At 55.6% G+C, this 311-nt stretch carries 1 pseudogene; it reads left to right on the top strand.

What is annotated here, in order from left to right:
- A pseudogene (locus tag EE949_RS25720) lies at positions 1-292 on the top strand (hypothetical protein); the annotation flags it as partial.
- Between the last annotated feature and the right edge of the window lie 19 nt (positions 293-311).

Genomic DNA, 311 nt, shown 5'->3' with positions numbered 1-311 from the left:
CTACAGCGATCAGCAGTACCTGAAAAGTCCGGAAGAAATGGCCGAGCTGTTCAGCGACCTGCCCGAGGCGCTGACCAACAGCGTCGAAATCGCCAAGCGCTGCAACATCGACGTGAAGCTGGGCACGCACTTTCTGCCCAACTTCCCGATCCCCGATGGCATGACCATCGATGAATATTTCCGCAAGGTATCCTTCGATGGTCTGGAGGATCGCCTGTCGGTCCTGCTGCCCAAGGACACCACCGAAGATTACGAAGCCAGACGCCATGTCTATGTCGACCGGCTGAATTTCTAGCTGGATATCATCATCC

The organism is Pseudomonas viridiflava, from assembly GCF_900602065.1.
Lineage (GTDB): Bacteria > Pseudomonadota > Gammaproteobacteria > Pseudomonadales > Pseudomonadaceae > Aquipseudomonas.
The sequence above is the reverse complement of the archived record's forward strand: the minus strand, read 5'-3'. Positions and strand labels throughout refer to the sequence as shown.